This is a genomic window from Haloferax sp. Atlit-109R (genome assembly GCF_003665865.1).
Lineage (GTDB): Archaea > Halobacteriota > Halobacteria > Halobacteriales > Haloferacaceae > Haloferax > Haloferax volcanii.
The window spans coordinates 97,627-115,804 of record NZ_QPLO01000005.1; the positions used below are offsets into that span (position 1 = coordinate 97,627).

At 59.0% G+C, this 18,178-nt stretch carries 18 protein-coding genes; 9 read left to right on the forward strand and 9 right to left on the reverse strand.

Annotated elements, in window-relative coordinates; translation table 11 throughout:
- Positions 1-60 precede the first annotated feature (60 nt).
- Positions 61-2,226, forward strand: coding sequence for a type B DNA-directed DNA polymerase (locus tag DVK03_RS19285; RefSeq protein WP_115803974.1), 2,166 nt, complete (start codon positions 61-63; stop codon positions 2,224-2,226).
- Positions 2,227-2,400: 174 nt separating this feature from the next.
- Positions 2,401-3,669 carry an orc1/cdc6 family replication initiation protein gene (locus tag DVK03_RS19290; protein WP_074878724.1) on the forward strand — a complete coding sequence of 423 codons (1,269 nt, stop codon included), beginning with the start codon at positions 2,401-2,403 and terminating at the stop codon, positions 3,667-3,669.
- A gap of 563 nt (positions 3,670-4,232) precedes the next feature.
- On the opposite strand, the gene DVK03_RS19295 is transcribed toward DVK03_RS19290, so the two are convergent.
- Positions 4,233-4,556, reverse strand: a complete 324-nt coding sequence (locus tag DVK03_RS19295) for a hypothetical protein (protein ID WP_115803973.1) — start codon at positions 4,554-4,556, stop codon at positions 4,233-4,235.
- A 138-nt stretch (positions 4,557-4,694) separates the two neighbouring features.
- Between DVK03_RS19295 and DVK03_RS19300 the strand changes: the two genes are divergently transcribed.
- Together DVK03_RS19300 and DVK03_RS19305 are read left to right on the forward strand one after the other, a co-directional pair.
- On the forward strand, positions 4,695-5,621 hold the full coding sequence (locus DVK03_RS19300) for a MarR family transcriptional regulator (RefSeq protein WP_115803972.1): 927 nt from the start codon (positions 4,695-4,697) through the stop codon (positions 5,619-5,621).
- A complete protein-coding gene (locus tag DVK03_RS19305; protein WP_115803971.1) occupies positions 5,618-6,421 on the forward strand; it encodes a DUF6036 family nucleotidyltransferase in 804 nt (267 codons plus the stop codon). The genes DVK03_RS19300 and DVK03_RS19305 overlap by 4 nt, the downstream gene beginning before the upstream one ends.
- A gap of 11 nt (positions 6,422-6,432) precedes the next feature.
- Here DVK03_RS19305 and DVK03_RS19310 read toward each other — a convergent pair whose 3' ends face one another.
- The 8 genes from DVK03_RS19310 to DVK03_RS19345 form a co-directional block, all read right to left on the reverse strand.
- Positions 6,433-7,248: a hypothetical protein gene (locus DVK03_RS19310; protein WP_115803970.1), complete on the reverse strand. Its 816-nt coding sequence runs from the start codon at positions 7,246-7,248 to the stop codon at positions 6,433-6,435.
- 97 nt (positions 7,249-7,345) lie between these two features.
- The gene (locus tag DVK03_RS19315) at positions 7,346-8,284 is read right to left on the reverse strand and encodes an ArdC-like ssDNA-binding domain-containing protein (RefSeq protein WP_115803969.1); all 939 of its coding nucleotides are present in this window, start codon (positions 8,282-8,284) and stop codon (positions 7,346-7,348) included.
- Between the two features lie 87 nt (positions 8,285-8,371).
- On the reverse strand, positions 8,372-8,719 hold the full coding sequence (locus DVK03_RS19320) for a hypothetical protein (protein ID WP_115803968.1): 348 nt from the start codon (positions 8,717-8,719) through the stop codon (positions 8,372-8,374).
- Positions 8,720-8,794: 75 nt separating this feature from the next.
- The gene (locus DVK03_RS19325; RefSeq protein WP_115803967.1) at positions 8,795-9,796 is read right to left on the reverse strand and encodes a DUF6610 family protein; all 1,002 of its coding nucleotides are present in this window, start codon (positions 9,794-9,796) and stop codon (positions 8,795-8,797) included.
- Between the two features lie 123 nt (positions 9,797-9,919).
- Positions 9,920-10,141 (reverse strand): hypothetical protein, encoded by a 222-nt coding sequence (locus DVK03_RS19330; protein WP_115803966.1) that lies wholly within the window; start codon positions 10,139-10,141, stop codon positions 9,920-9,922.
- Positions 10,142-10,431: 290 nt separating this feature from the next.
- On the reverse strand, positions 10,432-11,793 hold the full coding sequence (locus tag DVK03_RS19335) for a restriction endonuclease (RefSeq protein ID WP_158599095.1): 1,362 nt from the start codon (positions 11,791-11,793) through the stop codon (positions 10,432-10,434).
- Between the two features lie 864 nt (positions 11,794-12,657).
- Positions 12,658-13,275, reverse strand: a complete 618-nt coding sequence (locus DVK03_RS19340) for a DUF6166 domain-containing protein (RefSeq protein ID WP_115803964.1) — start codon at positions 13,273-13,275, stop codon at positions 12,658-12,660.
- Positions 13,272-13,757, reverse strand: a complete 486-nt coding sequence (locus DVK03_RS19345; protein ID WP_115803985.1) for an HNH endonuclease — start codon at positions 13,755-13,757, stop codon at positions 13,272-13,274. Before DVK03_RS19345 ends, DVK03_RS19340 begins: the two co-directional genes overlap by 4 nt.
- 544 nt (positions 13,758-14,301) lie before the next feature.
- Between DVK03_RS19345 and DVK03_RS20360 the strand changes: the two genes are divergently transcribed.
- The 5 genes from DVK03_RS20360 to DVK03_RS19375 all read left to right on the forward strand — a co-directional run bounded on the left by DVK03_RS20360 (position 14,302) and on the right by DVK03_RS19375 (position 18,058).
- On the forward strand, positions 14,302-14,445 hold the full coding sequence (locus tag DVK03_RS20360; RefSeq protein ID WP_233521852.1) for a hypothetical protein: 144 nt from the start codon (positions 14,302-14,304) through the stop codon (positions 14,443-14,445).
- 478 nt (positions 14,446-14,923) lie between these two features.
- Complete coding sequence (locus tag DVK03_RS19360) at positions 14,924-15,601, forward strand: helix-turn-helix domain-containing protein (RefSeq protein WP_199506025.1); 678 nt, start codon at positions 14,924-14,926, stop codon at positions 15,599-15,601.
- A 52-nt stretch (positions 15,602-15,653) separates the two neighbouring features.
- Positions 15,654-16,505 (forward strand): aldo/keto reductase, encoded by an 852-nt coding sequence (locus tag DVK03_RS19365; RefSeq protein ID WP_115803962.1) that lies wholly within the window; start codon positions 15,654-15,656, stop codon positions 16,503-16,505.
- A 156-nt stretch (positions 16,506-16,661) separates the two neighbouring features.
- Positions 16,662-17,042 (forward strand): cupin domain-containing protein, encoded by a 381-nt coding sequence (locus DVK03_RS19370; RefSeq protein WP_115803961.1) that lies wholly within the window; start codon positions 16,662-16,664, stop codon positions 17,040-17,042.
- Positions 17,043-17,044: 2 nt separating this feature from the next.
- The gene (locus DVK03_RS19375) at positions 17,045-18,058 is read left to right on the forward strand and encodes an aldo/keto reductase (protein ID WP_115803960.1); all 1,014 of its coding nucleotides are present in this window, start codon (positions 17,045-17,047) and stop codon (positions 18,056-18,058) included.
- Positions 18,059-18,178 lie beyond the last annotated feature (120 nt).

Here is an 18,178-nt window from a genome sequence, read left to right on the forward strand (position 1 = left end):
TGAAATCCGGAAGTGACACGCCATCGGTTATCCGGAATACCAACTATTGGGTCTACAGGAATGCCGTTCACAATCGACTTTCTGGACGACGGCCGCGTCCTGGAGTGGGAGGCGACCACCGACGCTGCCGTCGTAACAGAACGGGACAAGTACACCCCACGCTTCTACGTCGCCGCTCGCGACCCAGCGTCCGACCTCGACCTCACGACACTCCAGTCGGTGTACGACCAGCACCCGGACGTCGTCGCGACCGAGACGGTTGCGCGACGCCCCGGCTTTCGACGGGACGAGGAGACAGTCCTCGCCGTCGATGTCGCCCACATCGACCGCGTCACTCCACTCGCCCGACAAGCACGCCAGCTGTCGGACTATCCAGTCGGGGATCTCGCCTGTTTCAACGTCGACTTCTCGCGGGAGTTCCGGTACTGTCTAGAGACCCGCGCCGATCCGACGCCGGCGAGCGGGCTGTCGACGCTCCGGCTCAGCGTCCCGGTGACCGAAACGAGCAACGACGTCTACGGCGAGCTGTCCGTCGCCGGCGACACCGTCACCGGCTCGCCGACGGATCTCCTGACCGCCGTTCAGGGGGCGCTCGACGCTCGCGATCCAGATGTCTTGGTCTGCTCGACGAGCGAGATCGTCCCGACGCTGTACGAGATGGCGACGAACGCCGGCGTCGACGACTTCTCGTTGAGTCGGTGGCCGGACGTCGATTATCAGCAGCTCGCGAGCCGGTCGACGTACTCGAGCTACGGCCGCGTCGGTCACTCGCCGGCGCGGTACAACGTGCCCGGCCGGGCGATCATCGACGAGTCGAACACGTTCTTCTACGGGGAGACGAACCTCGACGGCGTCCTCGACCTCGTGTCGCGCTCGAAAAAGCCCGTCCAGGAACTCGCGTGGGCGTCGATCGGGAACGTGCTCACGGCGATCCAAATCTGCGAGGCCCACGACCGCGGCGTCCTCGTCCCGTGGAACTCCTGGCGTCACGAGTTCTACAAGCCGATGGGGACGCTCCACGATGCCGACCGCGGCGGCTTCATTTTCGCGCCCGAGGTCGGCCTCCACGAGAACGTCCACGAACTCGACTTCTCCTCGTTGTATCCGAACATCATCTGTACCCGGAACGTCTCACCGGACGTTATCCGGTGTGACTGCCACAGCGACCGCGACGACGTCCCCGGCCTCGGGTACTCGATCTGCGACGACCGGGGCTACCTCGTCGACGTGCTACAGCCGATCATCGACGCGCGCGACGAGATCAAGGCGGCCATCCGTCGCGAGAAGGAACGGGACGACCCTGACGAGGACCGCCTGGCGGAGCTCGAGGGACGGTCGGGAGCGCTGAAGTGGATCCTCGTCGCCTGCTTCGGCTATCAAGGGTTCAGCAACGCGAAGTTCGGCCGCATCGAGTGCCACGAAGCGATCAACGCGTTCGCTCGCGAGATTCTGCTGACGGCGAAACAGCGACTGGAAGCCGGCGGCTGGCGGGTCGTCCACGGCATCGTCGACTCCATCTGGGTGACGCCGGACCCCGACGTCGACGACGAGGACCGCGAGGACCTCCAGACGCTCGCGACGGAGATCACGGAACGCGTCGAGATTCGGCTCGAACACGAGGCCCACTACGATTGGGTGGCGTTCGTCCCGCAGCGCGAGAGCGACGCCGGCGCGCTAACGAAGTACTTCGGGAAGGTCGCCGGCGACGACGACTTCAAGATCAGGGGCATCGAAGCCCGACAGCGTTCGACTCCGCCGTTCATCGAGAACGTCCAGCGGGACTGTCTTGACCGGCTCGATGCCACGCGGTCACCGGACGCGGTGCTCGGACGGCTCGAACGAGCAATCGACGAACTGCAGGCGGGCAACGTGGCAGTGGAGCGGCTCGTCGAACGGAACCGTGTCTCGAAACCCCTAGAGGGGTACTCACAGAATACCCAGAACGTGGCCGCCTTGAAGCGAGCCCGCGAGCAGGACCTGGCAGTCCACCCGGGCCAGGATATCGAGTACGTGGTCGTCGACGACGAGAAATCCTCGCGAGACCGGGTCGCCCTCGCCCACGAGAAGATCGAGACCTACGACGCCTCGTACTACGAGACGCAGCTGGTTCGAGCGATTGAGAGCGTGCTGTTGCCGCTGGGGTGGGATCGTACAGATATTCGACGGAGACTCGCGGAGACACGAGAGGTGGAGCTGACGGAGTTTACAGCAGCCCGGAACGGATGAGTAGTCACAAATCTCTTCTGAGGTGAGCAAAATCACAAGTGGGCGACGAGGTCGATCCCATTCACACTCTGGGGGGTCCTGCTCTCTGGAACACCCCCCGGAGTGTGAATGGAGGCAAATCAATCACACCGAGGGTGGACAACCTATATGTGAATGGGGCGAATTGGTCCGCTCATGCCAAACAACGATTCCACACAAACCACCGTCGACGAGATATTAAATGTCGACGAGGGGGATAGCGAAGATGAATCGGATATTTTTGAGAAACCGTGGTTGCTCGAGATCGATAACGTTCCTGACGCCAATCGAATTGTCGGACGAGACGACCATATCACGTTCTTGGCCAAGAATCTCCGAAAAATGCGGACAAATAGCGTCCCGGATAACGTCCTGGAGTGGGGCGAAACCGGGACGGGGAAGACACTAGTTGCAAGACACGTCTGCGAGCGGCTTGAAGCAGCAACTGCAGGAACGGACTCCCCCATCGTTACTGCCTACATTAACCCAGACCCCATCTCTACGTATACCTCCACCTTCCGAAAGATTGCAGAGCAGGTGAACGCGAAAGCAGAGAATCCGCTTGATGTCCCCTATCAGGGCCTCTCAGCCGAGCATTATCGGGATCAGAAATTGTGGCCCGTTGTTCAGCGGGAGTTTTCTGGCGGTCTTGTCGTCATTATCGATGAAATCGACAAGCACGGAGAAGTGAACGAAGTCCTCTACACGCTATCACGGTCACAATCAAAAGACGACGTTGACTTCCCAGTCCTTACAATCGGGATTTCGAACGACATCGAATTCAAAGGAGAAATCGAGTCACGGGTTCAATCGACTCTCCAGCCAGAACACCGAACGTTCACACCGTACGAAGAAGACCAGCTCATTGCAATCCTCGAAAATCGACGGGACGCATTTTACGACGGTGTCCTCGATGACGAGGTGATTCCAACCACGGCTGAACTCGCAGCTGAAGAACACGGTGACGCTCGACGGGCAGTCCGATTGTTCCGGAATGCGGGCGAGATCGCCGACGAAGAAGGCGACGATATCGTGACCGCGAATCACGTTCTCGAAGCTGACGAACTCGTCGAAGTTGAACTCTTTATGGAGATGGTGAAAGGGACTCCGTTGTCCGGGAAATTACTCCTGTTTGCTCTCACACGTCTTGACCGGAATAACCCGGAGAAAGAATGGTTCCGGACGTCAGAGATTCACGAGGTTTACCAAACAGTAGCACGGGACGTCGAAGTAGAGCCCAAGGGGTACAATCGTGCGCTTGAGCTTCTGAACAAACACGTGACGACAGGAGTTCTCGAATCGAAAAAGAAGGAAGGCGGAGATCAAGGGAAGTTCAGGTCGTATTCGCTCCAAGGAGACGTCGAGAGTACACGAACTGGACTGATCAACTCGACGCCGGAACTCCAGACGTTGATGGGATGGTGACACCCCCACCCCTCGGTGTGAATGGTCCCCCATAGGTCGCGACTGTAGGAAAGACGGAGCTGGACTCAATCCGTAGAAGCTGTGTCGTCTGTCTGAGTCCCATTACGGCACGGAAAGCGGCTTACACGTTCTTCCTCGGCAGTTGACCCGACCTGCTACTGCACCGCACCGCAGCTGTAGTTATCTTTATTATACTGCAGTCTAAACAGCCCTCCGAGTAGATATATTCTGAAAGGCGAGGCCTTGTGCCGAAGCCGAAGGTTCGCCAATGAGGCGAGAACCCTCCCTACGGCGTGAGGACTTCTGCTGTTAATGCCTTCTTAATCGCGGTACCCTGGGTGGTGGACCATTCACACTGAGGGGTGTGGGGGTAAACGAGGCGTAATCTATCCGCGTGTTGCTCTGTCTTCTCTCGGCGTGAAGTCTCGTTAGAGATCGGCGGTTGGTAGCCCATTCACACCGAGGGGTGTCGGGTAAACCGATCCCATTCACACTCTGGGGGGTGTCATCTGCTACGCTACGAATCACGTTGAAACGAACAGCAGGCTACAGTTCCATCTCGTCTATTCGTCGGGATTCACCGGCCCTTTGTACTTCGACGTCACCGAATCGCCTTCCCGCCACTGCCAGTAGTAGTAGCGGTTGTCGTTGATCTCCTTGATCGTGATCGTCGCCTTCGCCGGCACGTCGTCTGGGAGGTCATCGGGGCGCTCCTCGACGTCGGCGTCGTCCGCTTTCTCCTCGAGACGAGCTTCCCGCTCTTTGTGTTTGGCCAACGCCTCGGCGTAGCTGGCAACGTCCCGAAGATGCTCCGGTGTGGCTTCATTGAGCGTGTTGACGATCTCCGCCGGGAGGTTCGCCGGTGGGGTCGGGGGTTCGTAGGACATCGGCTACTCTCGTGTTAACCAACACAGCCGATGAACCCATAGTTTTGTTGGTTAAGACGATTGGGACGGTTCTCGCGATTGCTGGCTGTAACACTACTCGAAACTTCTTTATATACAAGTTTCGTACTATGTTACACCGTGCTCCGGCGTATCGAACTCGAGGTCCTCGCCACGGTCGACCGTGGCGACACGATCTCCGAACTCGCGACGAAGCTCGATCACAGCGAGAGCTACCTTTCTCGTGCCGTCGGCGACCTCGTTGAGAAAGGGCTCGTCTACACGGAACGCGATGGCCGGCGAAAACGAGTCGTTCCGTCGGATGCTCGCGCCGTCGAACTCTATCGGGACCTCGTCCGCCAGCACTCCCACATCGAGTTCCCCGAGCTGCTGACCGGCAAGGCACTCGAGGTGCTGTACTACCTCGACCAGCCGCGAACTGTCTCCGAGATCGCCGACCGGAGCGACAACTACCGCAACACGGTCAACCGCATCCTCAAGCGGTTTCGCGACCGTGGTCTCGTCGGGACGGCCGACGGCCGCTACGAGTTCAACGCCGACTTCGACCGCCTCCACGAGTTCGCCCGTGAACTCGCACACCATCTGCATCGCCACCGCCTCGAAGCCGTCGCCCCGAAGGGGACGATTCTCTGGGAGGACTACGACGAATTCCTCGCCCAGGCCGAGAGGGAGATCGATGCGGAGGCGTTCCACGAAACCGGGCTCGCTCGATTTGCAGCCTTCGACCTCCAGTTTTTGCTCACCGGCCACCGCTACTACGTCTACTCCGAGGACCTCGACGCAGTCTCGCCGGCGGAGCTCTGCTGTCACACCCTCTTGATCGACGACGGCAGCCGCCACCGTTCGTACTGTCTCCTCCTGCTCAGTCACGTCGACGTCGACGAGGCGGCCCTCCGAGCGCAGGCGGCGAAGTATGGCCTCGAAGACGAAATCGACGCCTTGGTCCGCTACCTCGAGACGCACGGCGAGGTCGACGATGACCGGCTCCCGGAGTGGGACGAGTTCCAGGAGCTGGCGGCTGACTACGAGGTACCACTACCACAATGAGACCAACATTCGGACGCGAGTACATCGAGAACGAATTCCAGCGAATCGGGGATGGGTTATCTGAACCGCTCACAGTCTACTTGATCGGTGGTGGCGCGATGTCGCTGCGCGACCTCAAGGGGGCGACGAAAGATATCGACCTTGTCGTTCCAGATGGCGACGCGTACGGCCAGCTGTGGGCCGTCCTGATGGACCTCGGATACGCGGAGGTCCAGTCGCTGGATCCAGATTACCGGGCGCTTGGGGCGACGAGCTGCGTCGAGAACGACGATGGGTGTCGCCTCGACATCTTCAACCAGCAGGTCGCGAACAAGCTCGTGCTCACCGACGGGATGCAAGAGCGTAGCGAGCCGTTCCTCAACCTGGATCGACTGACGGTCCGGCTGGTCAGCAACAAGGATATCTTCCTGTTCAAGGCGATCGCAGGCCGCGACGACGATATCGAGGACATGAATATGCTCGTACAGGCCGGTCTCGATTACGACGTCGTCCGGGATGAACTCGAAGCCCAGATCGAACGCCTGGGTGACGATCAGTTCGCCACGTTCGCGAACGAGGCCCTGGTCGAACTCGAGGAGCGGTACGGAGTGACCACGCCGATCGAGGGGCGCGTTCAGGAGCTGACGAACAGGTACTACCGGGGGCTCGAAGTTCTCCAAGCACTCGACGAGCCGATGACCGTCGACGAACTGGCCGCCGAACTGGAGCTGGACACCGACGAGGTTCACGACCGGCTCGCGTATCTCTCAACGTTCGACCGGGTCCGTCGGGATGGCGACACAGTCCGTCCCGTGGAGTAGTCTGGTCACGACTACGGGGAGGGAAGGCGGCCGTCTGGTCGGGGCACGCGGCCCCGTTTGATCTCGTGATCGACGCGGCGCAGGTGCTTGCAGCCGCCCTCGGGTGAGCGCTGCTGCCAGTCGGGACAGGTACACGATTCGTCGATAACGTCGACTTCGTACCGGTTCCCGGACGCAGACTGCACCTCGTAGCGGCCACCTTTCGAGAGGAGCGAGACGTCCATCGCTTCGGCGACGGCACGCTTCGTGCGGGGCTCGAGTTCATTCTGCGACTGTGTGTTCTCGTCGACGACCAGTCGGTCGCGAACGTCGCCCGTTCGGCCACCGTCGGGAGCGACGGCTACCGCAGGGCCACTGAGCCGCTCGTGGAGCACTTCCTCAACCGGATGGCCTTCCGGCCAGAGGTAGTGGACCTCGCGGCGCTCGCGATGGTCGTAGGAGCCACAGGCGGCTGCGCTCCCGGTCCACACTTGCCAGGCACCGATCGCGGTCATCACGTCGACGATGTCACGGGGAACCGTCTGGTGGTCGTCCGGGAAGAACACCCGAAAGCGGGTACACGCTTCTTGCGGCGGGACGGTCTCCCACCAGTCTTCGCTGGAGCCCCAGCTGTCGTACATCGCGTCGTCGCTCCCGTAGCCGACGGTCACGCCGTCGATCGGCGTCCAGTCCGCCGGGAGGTGTGCCGACTCGCCTTCGAGCACCCGAAGAACGGCGTATCGGAGGTATTCGTGGGCTTGTTTGTCTGTCGTTCGGGCGACCTGATCGTGCTGCTCGGCGACGTGCTCGGCTTCCTCGAGGACCGTTGTGAGATAGTCGTCAGTCATGGTTCGCGGAGGTCAGAATGCGCCTCCACCCCTCTGCGGGCGCAAAAAACTTAACCAACGAAAGAGGGAGATTCGGGCAATTTGTTGGTTAACCGATTTAGGGAGCAGGCGGCTCTTCGAGCACGTCGATGAGCTCCTCTGCCGTTCGACTAATCCGTCCGAGGCGCTCGCGAACGACCTCGGGATCGTCGGACTCCCACGCAGCGAGGTAGAAAGCTGACCCGCTAGTGTCGAGTCCGCAGTAGCGTCCGACGACGTACGCGACGGCTTCGGCCTCGACTTCGCGTTTCGCCCGCTCGGTGTCGTCGTCGACGTCGAAGTGGAGCTGGGCGTGTGCGTACTCGTGAATCAGCGTCCGCGCAAGGTCGGCATCGTTCTCCCGATCACGAACCTCGACACGCGGCTGCATATCGATGAGACTCAGCTGCTCGCAGATGCCCTTCGCCTCGCCGTGGGTCCACTCCTCGGCTGGAACGATTCGAACCGTCACACCGAGTTCATCTGCGGCGTCGGTCAGCCGATCGATAAGGTTGCCGGCGTCCCCGGTCGCTGCCGTGTCCAGGTCGGGAAGCGGCTCGCCCTCGGTCTGGGAGACATCGAACACCGGCGCGGGCTTGAATCCGACGAGGCCCTCGGACCACTCCTCGGGCGGCGTCTCGTCGTACTCACAGTCACTGTCCTCGTGGTAGCTCGGCGAGTTCTCGCACTCCGGGCACTGCTTCGTGATGATCGGCGCCCAGATCCAGATGGCCGACTCGCCCTCCGTGACGTGACGATCGAACTCCTCCTGCCACGTCCGGTAGCCCGCAACCCGGCTCGCCTCGGGACACTGCCGCTTGATGAGGAGCGTGTTCCGGTAGGAGTAGTCGTGAAAGCGACTCTGGACGTCGAGCCACTCTTGGAACTCCTCGCTCGCCTGCGCGTCGTCAACGCCGGCGACGAGCTCGTCGATCCACTGTTCGATGGTGCTGTTCATCTCGTCGTCTCGCGTGTCGGTCTGATCGAAGGAGACCGACGAGTCTCTGGTCGTGGACATCGTGTTCACCGAATCGAATTCACGGCGACTGCGTCTGTTCAGACCGCGCCGCACCCCTCTGGGGCGAATAAAAAATCGCCCTCTTGGTTAGCGGAGTTCGTGGGTCTCGTCAGCGAAGCCGACCGTGACGAGGTACTCAAGGAACTCGTCGAATCGATCGACGTCGCTGGGCGTGTCGGTCGCTAGATGACGCGTCCACTCGATGGCCCACCTGAAGGCGGGATCCGTTCCACCCTTGCCATGGATGTACCACCAGCGAGCCGCTTTGAGAACGACCAGGGGGTTCGTCGGCGGCTGTTCGCTCGCTAGACCACGGGTGATCGACTCGATTTCGTCGGGGACATCGGCGGGATCGATATCCCCGGACTGGGTGTTCGAGATATCGATTGGAATCTCATCGACTGAAACGTCGTCTGCAGTTTGTTGCTGACTCACGGAAAGTCACCTCTGGACGAAGGTTCACGACCGAGCCTCCGCCCTCTCCCGGGGCTCGAAAAACAGGTCGCTAAGTCACGCCGGCGGAATGTAGACGCTCTGCTCGCCGGCGATTTCCTCCAGGTTGTTCCGGTGACGGTGACTGAAGTAGCACTCGTAGCTGCAGTATCCACAGATAGCGCCGGTATCATATTCGGCGACGTACGGGCCGCGGCGAGTTCGCCAGACATTCGCCCCGCACTCGGTACAGGCGGCGCCCTCGAGATCGGCAGGACTCGGTCCCTCGTACTCGACGTTGAGCCCCTCGTCTTGCGGTGTCGATTCGGGCCAGATTCCGTGAGTCCTCCAGAACTCACGGACGCGAGCGAGGCTGTGGCGCACCGTCTTTCGTACGGTGACGTGGTCGGCGTCGCGACCGCTGTCGTCCCAGCCGTCGGCCGTCCAGAATTCACCGAACTGTGCGCCACGATGCAACCCGTTCCAGTCGACGCCGACGATGTCGGCCGGTGGCTCGTCGGTGAGTGTCGGTCGGGTCAGCTGTCGAATGGCGTCGAGCTGCTTGGACGGACTTCCGCCGAGGATGTGGACGCGCCGCCCTCTCCAATCGGCTGGGTCGGAGAACTCGTGGGCCAGGCGGTCGGCGTATCCCCGCGAATATCCGAGGACGAGGTTCTCGGGTATCGCGTCGATCACCGCCCGCGCCTTCGGAACGACGATGAGCTCCGCCTCGGGATAGCTCGCTTGGATCTCGCGAGCAGCAGCGACGTGGGCGTCGACGTCGTCGATTTCGTCGACGTCTCCAATGACCCCGACCTGTGGTTCATGCTCGAAGAAGCGGTCGACGAATCGGTCCAGATCGGGATTTCGGAAATCGTTGTCGAGCATCCCAACGGGAAGGCTGAGGTTCTGATACTGCGTCTCTTGGTACCCACAGTCCTCGCGAAACCCGGGAAGGAAGCCGAGGGCGAGAGCATCGCCGGCAAAGGGAGCTCGGTGGAGGAACGCCACGAAGTCTGTTTGTCTGGCGGCGGAGATTTCGCGGGCGGTGCTGGCGCTGGAGCTCAGCTCGAGGGACATGATTTGGCTCGCGAGGTCGCTGCTGGCTGCCCCGCACCCATTCAGGGGCCCGATAAACCGAGGGACAGTCTGTTAACCAACAATAGGGGAACCCACGCGGAATATGTTGGTTAAGAACAGAGCTTACTCTTCGTCCTCACGCAGCTCTTCGGCCTTCCACTTGAGCCGGCGCAGAATCTGCGTTCGATTCTGGTGGGCGTTCTCGTAGGCAACGCACTCTTGGAGGGTTTCCATATCCGGAATCGTCGCGATCCCTGCCTTGATCAATCGGTAATTCGGTGCTTCAAGACGTTTCTCAGGGGGGAATTTATCCTCACTCCCGTCGCTAATCGTGGACTGTTCCATCTCGGTTGGCCTCCACCCCTCCAGGGCGAGAAAAACAGAACAGACGACTACGTCACCGATGCGGCGTCAGGCCATCGCCTCTTGGAACCGCTCACGAAGCGCGTCCTCCCGCTCTTCGAACTGGTCGACCTTCTCCTGCAGATTGTCGCTGACGCGCTCGATGTTTGAGAGCCCCCGTTCTCGCCCGCTGGTGATGCTTGTAACCTATCGGCGCCTTCTGCCTCCGGATGTTACTATAGAATCTGGGACAATAGACTCGATCGGATGTTCTTGCCTTTCGGAAAACGAACTTAGGTCGGATTTGGAATTTGACTCTTCGAGAGCTTTTCGATTACATCCCGTCCAGACAGTAGCTGTACCTCTACACCTTTTGTTTCCATAGCAGCCCGCCTTGCGTCCTGCGTAAATCCAGACGATGTTGCGACCACGCAGACATCTGCGCCTTCTTGTACTGTCGCCCCGATTGCGTTTCGGACCTCTGGACCAGACACGTTCCCGGCCCCGTTAGGATCGTAGCGTTTGGCCTGAATAGCGATTGTTCGCTGGCCGTTGCGTGCAATAGCGTCAATTCCTCTATCTCCCGATTGCTGTGTGACCTGGACGTCGTATCCATTCCTTTGATAAAGCTGTCCCAGAACCTCTTCAAACTGCGTTGGCGTTAATGAAAGCAGATCCGATGGCTGCCACGTCGAGTCAAGCTGGGCCATTACTTCATCCCTGATTGATTTGATGCGAGTGTAGTCGTTAGTGGCGCGGGCTTGGTCAACCCGATTCTGGACATCAGTCGGGTCGATAGAACTGTGAGACAAGTCCGTAGTTGCGAACATCTGTGCCACTTCCTGCTCGGCGACCCATGCCTCTGCCTTCACCATCGCCTTCTCGATGGCATCTAGATCGCCCTCCCGAACCGCATTACAGGCGTCCTCGATCGTTGTATCCTGTGCTTGGCCAGCTGATAAGGGATGAGACGACCCACTGTTGCTTCGTAGTGGTTCGGTCTTAGCTGCGAAATCTTCAACCGCCTTTGCTTGCTCGCAGAATTGATCGAGAGTTCCTTCAGTCAAGATGGTATCAAGACGTTCCCAGATCGCTGTTGGCTCAACCACTTGGCTATCGACACGAACAGCCAGCTTACTTTTCCCCGAGTCTGCCGGACTACTACTGGGCTGACTCCACTGTTCGACGGTTGCTCGGGCGTCCTCGAATCGATTTATCTCTGCAGCAGCCTGTTCAAGCTGGTCATCTTCCGAGGACGGAAAGTCAGCAAGGGTTTGGTCAAGCAGCTTGGCCCCATCGTAGCTTTGGCCACGAATTCTAACTTCAAAGCCAATATCAATCCCCGTAAGCACGTCATTTAGATCGCTCGCGGTTGCGGGATCGTTGTCACTCCACGTCTGGGCTGCGAGTGACCGAACCTTTGTCCTTGCAACCGGTAACTCCTCGAAAGGAAGTCTTGAGAGCGTCTGGTCCAGTACTGCGAACTGTTCCAGCCTCTGACTCCAATCCTGAAGATTCTCACGCGGAGCTGCTTGAATAGACTGTTCAACTGGTGATCCCGCGCTGGCTGTAGTCTCTGTGTCGAACTTGTCGTCGAGTCTCTGTGCTTTGGAAAGGAGATCCTGGCGCCATTGTCGATCAGCGTAGCGTTGCACCGGTTCGGCGAGACGGTTACGAACCGACTGGTTGAACGTCGGTAGTGTTGCACCTAGGAGAACTATTGCAGCGAGCAGTCCCCATGCCCGTGGCCGTTCCCAGAACGGTCGATATACTGTGTAGGTTCGAAGTATCTCAAAACGATTGGTTCCAGCGTTTGACGCCGCGTAATAGTATAATGTCGCCTCCGTAGGTCCGACCCCTTTCGGTGCGATTGACGCTGGCAAGTGTAGTACTCGTTCGAACGTCGCGTATTCGCCCTGCTCGTATGTGGAAGTGTTCGCAAAGAGGACTGTCCCCTCTCTGGCCGCCCGTTCGGGTCGCCATGATGTCGGTGCGGCGATAACGGCGACTTCAAGCGGTGCTCTTGGCGGGCTCTCTGTGTTGGCATATGGATTCCCCCACCCGGTCTGCATCCGTATCCGGACACTTCCGTTTGTAGCGACGCCAGTTGTCGGAGTCGTGATTTGGATATCGAAAGTCCCGTACTCGGTTTCTCCTCCTGTAGTCGTATATTCAAGCGGTACTGACGTTGAGCGCGTTACAGGATCAACTTGGTCAAACGTCCCCGTAACGGGGACTGAATAGACGAGCAGACATAGTCCGAGGACGACGAGGATAGCCCGTGTCGCTTTGAAAGGAAAACCGGGTAGGTATTCGGAACGGTCCGTGGGGATATCCATATCTGATTATTATCTGATTACCAGAGCAGTCTGGTAATTCTGGCGGTAATAACTGTGCTTGGGTCGCGAATCACTCCTCCCGGTCGTTGTATCGCTCCAGTTCGCGCCCGATTTTCTCGAGCGCCTCGACACCACGTTCGAGGAGCTGATGGGTGGCTCGCGCCAGTCGAAGCGTCTCCATCAGTGCTCCCCCTCCGGGGATTCGATGAGGTCGTTGCTCTCTTCAGCGAGTTCTTGGATTACCCGTTCCACGTCACCCTCCTCGACAACCGTCCGATGTGCGAGCGGGGCAGGATATGCACGGTCGCCTTGGCTGCAGAGTACGACCAGCCACTCCTCGCTCCCATCCCCGAGTACGATGTAGTGGTCGCGATCAGCGCGCTGGAACACTCTTCGATCAGGGCGGGAGACGGTTCGCCAGTTCTCGGGAAGCGTCGGTGACGGCCGTCCGCCGTCGGCGAGGGCGACGACGTCGTCGGTAAGGGTCGCCATCGCGGCGTCGATCTCCTCGCCGGGGAGGTGCCAGCACGCCGCGGCACCGTCGCACTCCAGCTGCGAAACCACCTGATTCCGGAACGCGATGTAGTGCTCACGGGCGAACTGCTCATCGTCGTAGTAGTCGAGGAGGAGCGCGCACGCGAGCTGGGCGGGCCCGCTACCACTATACCCGACCTCGAAGCCACTCGGACTGTGATTGACGAGCTTGAGACTGCGGTCGGGCGTGAGTTCTGTGTCCTCGGGACGGCGAGTGACAACGAGCTCTCCTCGTTGACGTCGGCCGACGTACGCCGTCGTCATTTGAATCGCCCCCGTTCGTCCCGCTCGCGATCGGACACGTCCCACTCGTGGTCTGTTGGTTTAATCTCAGACCCGAAGCCGTGTCGTTCGGCGTGTTCGGCCCGACTGAGGAGTTCGAGGTTTTCTGGCCTGTTGTCCCACTGGACGCCATTCTTGTGATGAACGTGCTTGTCCGCGACGGCGTCGAACCCGCACTCTGCGACCATTACGAGCCGGTGAATCCCGACGGAGTCTGTGGTTCCACGATAGTTCGAGGCGCAGATGATGTAGCCACGGTCGGTGAACACGGCGGGATGCCGTCGCCGGTTCGGGGCCGCCTCGCGTGCGTCTCGACGAGGAATGTCGAATCGCTGCATCCACTTCGAAACCGTCTGTTGTGTACAGCCCAGTTTGTCCGCGATCTCTACAGTGCTAAACTCCTGTTCCCAGTAGAGTTCGTAGAGGCGCGATTCGTCTCGCCAGGGGTACTCTGAGTCGGTCATGGCTCGGTTGAGGGGAGTGAATTCCCCCGCACCCCTCTCGGGGGCAACAAACACTACCGACCGGAATCGTACTTGAATTCCAGATCGATAAATAGCCTACAGGAAGCCGGAAACAGCTCGATGACCTACCAACGTACTACGGGTGTTTCTATCAGTTCGTAGAATAGTTCTGCGAGTCGTGCTGAATTCAGAGGTTGTATGCAGCAGTTGGTCGTCGTTTGTTTCCTCCTATCATCGACGAAACAGCCGGTTGGGTAGGTATGCGAATTCAGCAGTTGGCCCGAGCCACGAGCAAGGTTCTTCACCGCTTCGTGTCAAGCGCAAATTGCGATAATGTGGCTCTGTTGAAATCCTTCAGCGTTGACATTGCAGAGAGCGCTCTTTCTGGCTAGTTTCCGTGAATCACAGTGAAAACTAGTCTCTCAACAAATCGCAAGACGGCAAGAGGGTTTCAACAGAGCCGATAATGTTCAATTTCATCTGGCAAAGCACTCTCTTCAGCGTTCGTCGATTGATTTTCTGTCTAGTCATCACCGTCTTTGTCGTGGCTACTGACGTACTCTTCATCCACCTCAAAGACATCCAGACGGCTGCTGACTTTGCTACCGAGGTCGTAATCTACACGCTCGGGTTCTATGGTGGCTTCACAATCACGGCCTTGTTCAACCAGCCCAGCGATAACCAGTAGTTGACCGACTTGCGCTCTATACTTACCGATCACCCGGTCCAGCGGGGAACTATTTTAGAATCCCTCTCACGTCAGTCGTTTTGATCGGCCTCTCTGGCTGTGGTTGACGAGGTCCAGACTGCGCTCGAGGGAGAGTCGCCGATGCTCCGAGAGGTTCAGGACGACGGCTTGGCCGTCGACGCGGAAGCCGACGTATTCGACTGCGTCTCGGTGGGACTGACCGGGCGATGCTACTGGTACCGATTCCGAACTTGCTACAGGTACATTCCCGTTCATTCGTTGCTCGCGGGCGGTTCGGTGACCCCCGCACCCCTCTCGGGGGCAATAAACACCACCAGCCCAGAATTATCCTTGAGTTACAACAGATCCGCTGATTTGCTCTACGAGGGTGGAGCTGCTCAGACCATCTCCTGTTGGAGTAATCCCTGTAAACACGGGAGTCCCGAACGTTAACTACCGGGGAAGCATACGTCTATGTATGACAATTACGACTGAGTTTTCCCTCAGTTCACCGTCTCTCCCGCTAGTCAGTATCACTGAGAGACTCCCACCGGACCAAATTGAGTGCGTCCATGGGCTCTGTTTCGAACAGGACGCCCGGATGTTCATCGTCAAAATCGATTCCGAAGTCAACGTTTCAGAAGCCGACTTGGAATCGCTGGACGAAGTCCAAGAGGCGACAACGATCGGCTACGCGGGCGAGGAAACCGTCCACAACCTTACGATAGACCTCGACGACGCGATCTCGGACGTATTCAGTGGGGGCAGTTCCGTAGCGGCCAAACTCGAGCCGACCGTCGTCACACCGGACGGATGGTACGAAAGGAAAGTGTACAAGGACCGTGATGCGTTCATGGAGTCCCGGACCCGCTGTGAGAACTACGGGATTTCGCTCGACCTCATCTCGATGACCTCCACTTCCGCTGCATCGGACGATGCTATCCCGTTTGGGTTGACTGAACGGCAATACGAGGCGCTGACACTCGCGCTCTCTCGTGGCTACTACGAGAGCCCACGACAGACCTCGACTGAGGAGCTCGCTACGGAACTCGGCATCTCACAACCCTCGCTCTCGAGACTCCTCAGGCGGGGTGAGCGGCAGCTACTCTCTTCGGCACTCCAAACACAGGAGCACTTAAACACGGTATCCAATTAGCACCGTCGCTATCTGGCCGTAGTCCCTCTGATCTGGTAGACAGAGACCTACTATGAAGACAGTTGAACTCAACAACGGTGTGGAGATGCCGATTCTCGGATTCGGCACGTATCAAATCGAGGACCTCGACGAGTGTGAACGCAGTGTCTCGGAAGCACTCGATACGGGGTATCGACTCATCGATACCGCGGCGTCGTATGAGAACGAGGAGGCGGTCGGGCGGGCAATCGAGAAGAGCGACGTGCCGCGAGACGAGGTGTTCGTGACGTCGAAGCTCTGGGTACAGGACACTGGCTACGAAGCCACCTTGGACGCGTTCGAGCGATCGTTGGACCGACTGGGCCTCGACTACCTCGACCTGTTTCTGATTCATCAGCCCTACGGCGACGTCCACTGTTCGTGGCAGGCTATGGAAGACCTCTACGAGGACGGCAAGATCAGGGCGATCGGGGTCAGCAACTTCCATCCCGACCGGGTGATGGACCTTATGGTCCACAACGATGTCGTCCCAGCCGTCAATCAGATCGAGACACATCCCTTCTACCAGCGAATCGAGGATGCAGCATTCCTCGAGGAACAGGACATCCAACACGAGTCGTGGGGGCCGTTCGCCGAAGGGCAGAACGACATCTTCGAACACGACGTGTTGACCACGATCGGAGACCGCCACGGCAAATCCGCTGCACAGGTAGTGCTTCGATGGCTCATCCAGCGCGAAATCGTCGCTATTCCGAAGTCGGTTCACGCCGACCGGATCGCCGAGAATTTCGATGTCTTCGACTTCGAACTCACCACGGAGGAAATGGAGACGATTTCGGAACTAGACGAAGGAGAAAGCCAGTTCTTCGACCACCGAGACCCGGAGATGGTGAAGTGGTTGGGGGAGGCTGAACGGGACACGTGAGCTGATCTGAGCGCTCTCTCTACGTGACCTATCCGTCTCTCAGACGCGATCTCCGGTATCCCCTTCGCCACTTCAGAGACGACGGGAGTTAAATACGGTTTCCAGATAGCATCGAAGTCTTGGATATCAAACCCGCAATTCGCATACGTACAAAACATGGATGTGACAAACGTTCCGTCCGCTGATAGAGAAGAATCCGATCACCCGGCCCAAGTGACGACGGTGCTCGTTTCGGATGGTGTTTCGAGCGAGTTCGACGGGAATACCGTCCGCTCGGTGGAAGTTACGTTCCGACCGGGAGAACGAACCAAATTCCACACGCATGCTGGCGTACAGGTGTTGTACGTCACTGAAGGCGAAGGAATCGTCGCAACCCGCAACGGAGAACGTGAGGTCTCGGAGGGCGACCTGATCGTCTTCGAGCCTGATGAAGAGCACTGGCACGGGAACACACGGAATGCCGATTCGCCGTTCAGCCACCTCGCCTTCATGCCTGAACCGGACGGATCTGAAGTAACTGCCCTCGAAGAACCATAACCATGGAATACACTACTCTCGGTTCGACCGGAATGGAGGTCAGCCGCATCTGTCTCGGCGGGATGAGTTTCGGCGTGAGCGACTTGCACGACTGGACGCTCGACGAGGAGGGCTCGCGCGAGATCATCGAACGCGCGATTGACCTCGGTATCAACTTCTTCGACACGGCCAACGCGTACTCGAACGGGGAGTCCGAGGAGATCATCGGGGACGTTCTCGGAGAGTACGACCGCGACGAACACGTCGTCGCCACGAAATGCTACTTCCCCACGAACCTCTTCTCCGATGCAGACGAACCACACCCGAACGCGTCGGGACTCTCCCGGAAGACTGTCGAACAGGAACTGGAGAATTCGCTAGACCGACTGGGGATGGATACCGTTGACCTCTACCAGATCCACCGGTGGGACTACGAGACACCCATCGAGCAAACGCTGCGTGCCCTTGATGACGCAGTACGACGCGGGAAGGTTCGATACATCGGCGCGTCGTCGATGTGGACTCACCAGTTCGCCGAGGCACTGTACACCAGCGATCACCTAGATATTGAACAGTTCGTGACGATGCAGGACCACTACAACCTCGTCTACCGCGAAGGCGAGCGGGAGATGTTCCCCTTCTGCGAGAAAGAAGACATCGGCGTCATCCCGTGGAGTCCGCTCGCACAAGGATACCTCACCCGCCCCCACGAAGAGATGACGGCGACCACCCGCGGCGAAGAGCTCACCGAGACGCACGAGGAATACCGGATGGGCGGCGGACCGGCCGTCAACGAGCGAGTTGAGGAACTCGCTGCGGAGAAGGGGGTGACGATGGCACAGCTCTCGCTGGCGTGGTTACTCCACCAGGACGTCGTTGATGCGCCGATCGTCGGCACCACGAGCGTCGAACATCTCGAACAAGCCGTCGAAGCGCTCGATATCGACCTGACGGATTCAGAGCTAGAGTACTTGGAAGAACCGTACGAGCCCCTGCCGATTGCTGGCGCTCCTGTCCCTGGGTCGGAAGCCAACTAGCGCCTCAGTAATCTGAGCAGTCACTCCACAATGAGAGAGAATACCCTAAGCACTTCGAACGATTCAGAGCTCGATAGAACGAGTCGGCGTAAACTGCTAGGGGCAGCTGCAGTGGCAGGA

Bases quoted from the DNA above. Each gene is read 5' to 3' on its own strand.
- DVK03_RS19285 (WP_115803974.1), top strand. From the start codon at position 61: ATGCCGTTCACAATCGACTTTCTGGACGACGGCCGCGTCCTGGAGTGG.
- DVK03_RS19290 (WP_074878724.1), top strand. From the start codon at position 2,401: ATGCCAAACAACGATTCCACACAAACCACCGTCGACGAGATATTAAAT.
- DVK03_RS19295 (WP_115803973.1), bottom strand. From the start codon at position 4,556: ATGTCCTACGAACCCCCGACCCCACCGGCGAACCTCCCGGCGGAGATC.
- DVK03_RS19305 (WP_115803971.1), top strand. From the start codon at position 5,618: ATGAGACCAACATTCGGACGCGAGTACATCGAGAACGAATTCCAGCGA.
- DVK03_RS19310 (WP_115803970.1), bottom strand. From the start codon at position 7,248: ATGACTGACGACTATCTCACAACGGTCCTCGAGGAAGCCGAGCACGTC.
- DVK03_RS19315 (WP_115803969.1), bottom strand. From the start codon at position 8,284: ATGTCCACGACCAGAGACTCGTCGGTCTCCTTCGATCAGACCGACACG.
- DVK03_RS19325 (WP_115803967.1), bottom strand. From the start codon at position 9,796: ATGTCCCTCGAGCTGAGCTCCAGCGCCAGCACCGCCCGCGAAATCTCC.
- DVK03_RS19330 (WP_115803966.1), bottom strand. From the start codon at position 10,141: ATGGAACAGTCCACGATTAGCGACGGGAGTGAGGATAAATTCCCCCCT.
- DVK03_RS19340 (WP_115803964.1), bottom strand. From the start codon at position 13,275: ATGACGACGGCGTACGTCGGCCGACGTCAACGAGGAGAGCTCGTTGTC.
- DVK03_RS19345 (WP_115803985.1), bottom strand. From the start codon at position 13,757: ATGACCGACTCAGAGTACCCCTGGCGAGACGAATCGCGCCTCTACGAA.
- DVK03_RS19360 (WP_199506025.1), top strand. From the start codon at position 14,924: ATGACAATTACGACTGAGTTTTCCCTCAGTTCACCGTCTCTCCCGCTA.
- DVK03_RS19365 (WP_115803962.1), top strand. From the start codon at position 15,654: ATGAAGACAGTTGAACTCAACAACGGTGTGGAGATGCCGATTCTCGGA.
- DVK03_RS19370 (WP_115803961.1), top strand. From the start codon at position 16,662: ATGGATGTGACAAACGTTCCGTCCGCTGATAGAGAAGAATCCGATCAC.
- DVK03_RS19375 (WP_115803960.1), top strand. From the start codon at position 17,045: ATGGAATACACTACTCTCGGTTCGACCGGAATGGAGGTCAGCCGCATC.